We start from the raw sequence: 4,120 nt of genomic DNA on the forward strand, positions 1-4,120 counted from the left end.
CCGCTCCTCCGCCCTCGACCCCTCCGTCCTCCGCCCCTCCGCAGTCCGCACCGGCCGGGGGGAGCGCGGAGGCGGAGGGGCGCGGGCGCGGAGCCGGGCGCGCCTCCTGCGGTCCGGAAGTCACCTCGCCCGAAGGGGTGGAGGCGCAGACTTGTGTGTTGACGGGTGCCGAGGGTGCGCGGGCGCGTACGTACTACAGGAACGCCACCAGCGGTGAGTTGAGGCTGGTGGTCACCCTGCTGCGGCCCGACGGCCGGGCGACCGAGGTGCGCTGTGCGATGCCGGCGACGAACGAGCCCCGGCTGTGCGAGACGCCGCCGGGCGCGGGACGTGCGGGCGGCGCCGGGCGGCCCGGGGGTGCGTACTCCGCGGTGGCGGAGGTGGCCTCGGCGGACGGCGAGCGGCTGCTGCTGCGCGCGGGGAGCAACTCCCCTGCTCGCTCCCGGACATAAGCTCCGCATAAAGATCCGTACGGCGAGATCCGCACGGCAAGACGCGTATGGCGGGGCGGGGAACACAGAACCCGGTCGCTGGCGACGGGGGATGCACCAGCGACCGGGCTCTTAGAACGGTAACAAGAGATCGGCTGTTCGCAAATTCGATCGCGCAGATCCGGACGCCGATTTACCTGTGAGTATGGAGAGTTGGGTGCCTAGTGTGATGCGTGTCACGATCCGATTTCGCTCCCGTATCGTTCTCGCGTCAACTAGTCAGCGCGCCGACGGCCCCTAGCTGAGCGTCACCTGACGGTTGGTGAGACCGCTGCGGGCCTTGCGCTCCTGGGCCGTCAGCGGTGCCGTGACCGCCAGCGCCTCCGTCAGCCGCTCGGCGAAGGCCGCTGCTGGCTTCTCGCAGTCCTCCGAGGTCATACCGGTCGGCAGGTCCCACACGGGCACCGTCAGGCCGTGTGCGCGGAACGACCCGACGAGCCGCGAGCCCTCGCCGCCGCCCGCGGCCGAGCCCTCGCCGAGCGTGTCGGCACCCGCGGCGTGCAGCCGCGCGAGCGCGTCGAGGAGCTGCTCCTCCGGATGCGTCATGACCCAGCGGAGATGGTTCTTCTCCCCCGCGTCGCACCAGTAGGCTCCGTCGACACCGGCCAGCCGGGCCGTCGGGATGGCGGCTGAATTAGCACGCTCCAGTGACGCCGCGACCTCCCCGGCGGGCTGCTCCGCGGCGTCCGTACCCTCCAGCCAGAACTCGAAGCCGCTGTGCACCTCGGGGACCAGCGGGGCGTCCGGAGCCAGCAGGTCCTGCAGGCGCGGGCCGTCGGTGCCGGGGCGCTCGGCGGCGACCGGCGCTCCCGGCTCGGCGGTGAGCGCCCGCTGGAGCGTGTCGGCCAGATCGCGACTGAGGTCGCCCGATGCCGTGTCGTTCTGCAGCCCGAGCAGCACCGCGCCGTTGTCGCGGCGCAGCGCGGGCCACGCCATGGGCAGCACCGTCGCCAGCGTCACGGACGGCACATCGGCGGGCAGCCCGTCCCGGAGGGTGAGCGGCGCCGTGGCGGCGGGCACGAGCTCGCGCAGCGCCACCCAGTCGCTCTCCCCGGGCAGGCCCTCGAAGGGGCGGCGGACCAGTTCGGCGACGGCGTGGGCTGCTGCGCGCCCGTGGCACGCCTTGTAGCGGCGGCCGGAGCCGCACGGGCAGGGTTGGCGGGCGCCGACGGCGGGGTAGCTGCCTTCGGCGCCCTCGCTGCCCTTGGCGGCCAGTTTCTGGGGTCGGCGCTTCTTTGCCATGACGAGCGGTTCTCCAGGTCTGCGGCAGTGGTTGGGCCGGATGGGCGTACGGCCCGCGGGCACAGTGCCCGGCGGCGTACGGCCGTGGGCGCACGGACGGGCGGGGCACGGACGGTGCGCGGCGCGTGGCACGGAGCCCGCACGCCGCGGCCCGTAGGGAACCCCCGGGGCTCCTGCGGAGCCCGTCCGGGGCCCGTCCGGAGCCCGCGCCCGGGGTGTATGGCCCCGGGCGGGGGATACTAGTCCCTCACGCCGACTCGTCCACGGCGGCCAGGTCGAGGTCGAGGCTCGACGCGAGGCGGTCGCTGAAACCGCTGCTGGACGGGAGCACCGCCCAGACCGTCACCTCGGTCACGTCCCGGCGCGGCCCCGTACGCACGCCCCAGTCGCGGGAGAGGGCGGTGATGAGGGCCAGGCCCCGTCCGCCGCGCGCGCTGACCGAGGGAGTGGCCGGGAGGGGCACGGTCGGCCCGCCGCCGTCGGTGACGGAGACGGTCAGCTCGCCCTCCGCGTCCCGGCTCCAGGACGCCTTGACGGATTCGCTGCCGCACAGCGGCCGGGCGTGCCGGCACGCGTTGCTGAGCAGCTCGGAAAGAATGAGTACCGCATCGTCCACGACCGCGTCAGGCACGCCGCCCGCGAGCAGTTCCTCGCGCATCCGGCGCCTCGCCGCCCCCACGCCCGCAGGCCCATGGGGCACAGTCATGGTCGACGAAGTAGGCACCTGCTGTGCCACCACCAACGCCACCCCCGAGACCTCCTTTGCCCCACGCCAGGGGATGAATGCCCCAACCGAGTGGATCGGAAACCGGCCACACGTGGTCTCTTGACGCATTCGCAACCTTCGAATACATGGCGAATGCGCCGGTGCACACCCTGTAGGGGTGGGCGACTCGGCTTCCGCAGCTCGTCAGCTCACCGCAGTTCGTCCAGCTGTGCGCGCACCTCGCGCGGACGGTTGGTGATCACCGCGTCGACGCCCAGCCGGGCGCACAGCTCGACATCCGCCGGATCGTCCACCGTCCAGACGTGCACCTGGTTCCCCGCGCGGTGCGCCCGCTCCACGTAGTCCGGCCGGGCCCGCAGGATGCGCATTCCCGGCCCCGCGATCCGCACCCCCTCCGGCAGCCGTCCGTCACGGTGCCGGGGCAGCAGGAGCTGCATCAGATAGACGGTCGGAAGGTGCGGTGCGGCGGCGCGTACGCGGTGCAGCGAACGCGCGGAGAAGCTCATGACCCTGACAGGGGTGCGCAGCCGGTACCGGTCCAGCAGCCCGAGCAGCCTCTCCTCCACCTGGCCGGCCCAGCGGGTGGGGTGCTTGGTCTCGATGGCCAGCTCGACGGGGCGGGGCGCGTCGGCGACGAGCTGGAGGAGCCGTTCCAGGGTGAGCACCGAAGTGCGCTCCGGGTCGGCGGTGTCCGTGTCCGCGTCGGTGTCGGGCGACTCGTACGGATCCGCGTCGCCGTTCTTCCAGGAGCCGAAGTCGAGCGCCGCCAGCTCGGCCAGCTCCAGCGTGGAGACGGCGCCCCGGCCGTTGGACGTACGGTTGATCCGGCGGTCGTGCACACAGACGAGGTGCCCGTCGGCAGTGAGCCGTACGTCGCACTCCAGCCCGTCCGCGCCCTCCTCGATGGCGGTGCGGTACGCCGCCAGGGTGTGCTCCGGGGCGGCGGCGGAGGCCCCGCGGTGCGCGATGACGGAGAGCGGGCGGGCCAGCGGAGGCCGTGCCCCCTCGTGGATCTCAGAGCTCACCCGATCATCGTCCCATTGCGCGCGACGGCGCGGAGGCGCACGGCCCCGGCGCCCGGACTCCCCCTCCCCGCCGCCGGGCAGTCCCCGGGGCGGCGTCCTACCCTTGACCGGGGAGTGCGGGCTCCCCTGTCGGCCGGGCGTATAGGCCGGGCCGGCGGACACCAGGTTCGGCTTATGCCGGTCTGACGTGTCATGGGAAAAGCTGTAGGTGGACAACCGTATAGAGATGTGAGAAGTGCAGAGAAGCGCCCGCCCTGGGCCCGTCCTGGCGATGTCGTGCACCTGATGAGGAGTAAGTTGTGAGCACCGAGAACGAGGGCGCTGCCGTACGGCCTGCGGCGGAGTCGGCGAACGGTGAGGACGAAGACTTCTCCCTGGCTTCCCCCACCGCCTCTACCGCCGCCCCCACCGCGTCGGAGCCGCGCGAGGAGCGGGCAGCGCCCGGAGCGAGTGCGGCGCCCCCGGCGCCGGACGAGGCACCGGACGCGCCCTCCGCTGCCCCCGCCGGGGCCGCCGCCCCGAAGAGCGGTACGGAGGAGACGACCGTGCTGGAGCGGCAGGAGGCGCCCCGGACGCAGCCGGACACCGAGCTGAGCAAGGCCCAGCAGCCGCAGCCCGAGCCCCCCGCCCACACC

At 73.3% G+C, this 4,120-nt stretch carries 4 protein-coding genes and 1 pseudogene; 2 read left to right on the top strand and 3 right to left on the bottom strand.

Annotated elements, in window-relative coordinates:
• The first annotated feature begins 158 nt into the window (after positions 1-158).
• Positions 159-452, top strand: coding sequence for a hypothetical protein (locus tag G5C65_RS32610; RefSeq protein ID WP_165302665.1), 294 nt, complete (start codon positions 159-161; stop codon positions 450-452).
• Positions 453-728: 276 nt separating this feature from the next.
• Here the strand turns inward: G5C65_RS32610 and G5C65_RS32615 are convergent, their stop codons facing one another.
• The 3 genes from G5C65_RS32615 to G5C65_RS32625 all read right to left on the bottom strand — a co-directional run bounded on the left by G5C65_RS32615 (position 729) and on the right by G5C65_RS32625 (position 3,485).
• Positions 729-1,733: a DUF5926 family protein gene (locus G5C65_RS32615; protein ID WP_165302667.1), complete on the bottom strand. Its 1,005-nt coding sequence runs from the start codon at positions 1,731-1,733 to the stop codon at positions 729-731.
• A gap of 247 nt (positions 1,734-1,980) precedes the next feature.
• Positions 1,981-2,481 carry an ATP-binding protein gene (locus G5C65_RS32620; RefSeq protein WP_165302669.1) on the bottom strand — a complete coding sequence of 167 codons (501 nt, stop codon included), beginning with the start codon at positions 2,479-2,481 and terminating at the stop codon, positions 1,981-1,983.
• A gap of 167 nt (positions 2,482-2,648) precedes the next feature.
• On the bottom strand, positions 2,649-3,485 hold the full coding sequence (locus tag G5C65_RS32625; RefSeq protein ID WP_165302670.1) for a glycerophosphodiester phosphodiesterase family protein: 837 nt from the start codon (positions 3,483-3,485) through the stop codon (positions 2,649-2,651).
• A 299-nt stretch (positions 3,486-3,784) separates the two neighbouring features.
• Here G5C65_RS32625 and G5C65_RS32630 point away from each other — a divergent pair.
• Positions 3,785-4,120 (top strand): annotated as a pseudogene (locus G5C65_RS32630) (hypothetical protein); the annotation flags it as partial.

The sequence above is a fragment of the Streptomyces boncukensis genome (assembly GCF_011045075.1).
Classification (GTDB): Bacteria; Actinomycetota; Actinomycetes; order Streptomycetales; family Streptomycetaceae; genus Streptomyces; species Streptomyces boncukensis.

What these genes read in the sequence shown, in the direction of transcription:
- G5C65_RS32615 (WP_165302667.1), bottom strand. Translation starts at nt 1,733, where the DNA reads ATGGCAAAGAAGCGCCGACCCCAGAAACTGGCCGCCAAGGGCAGCGAG.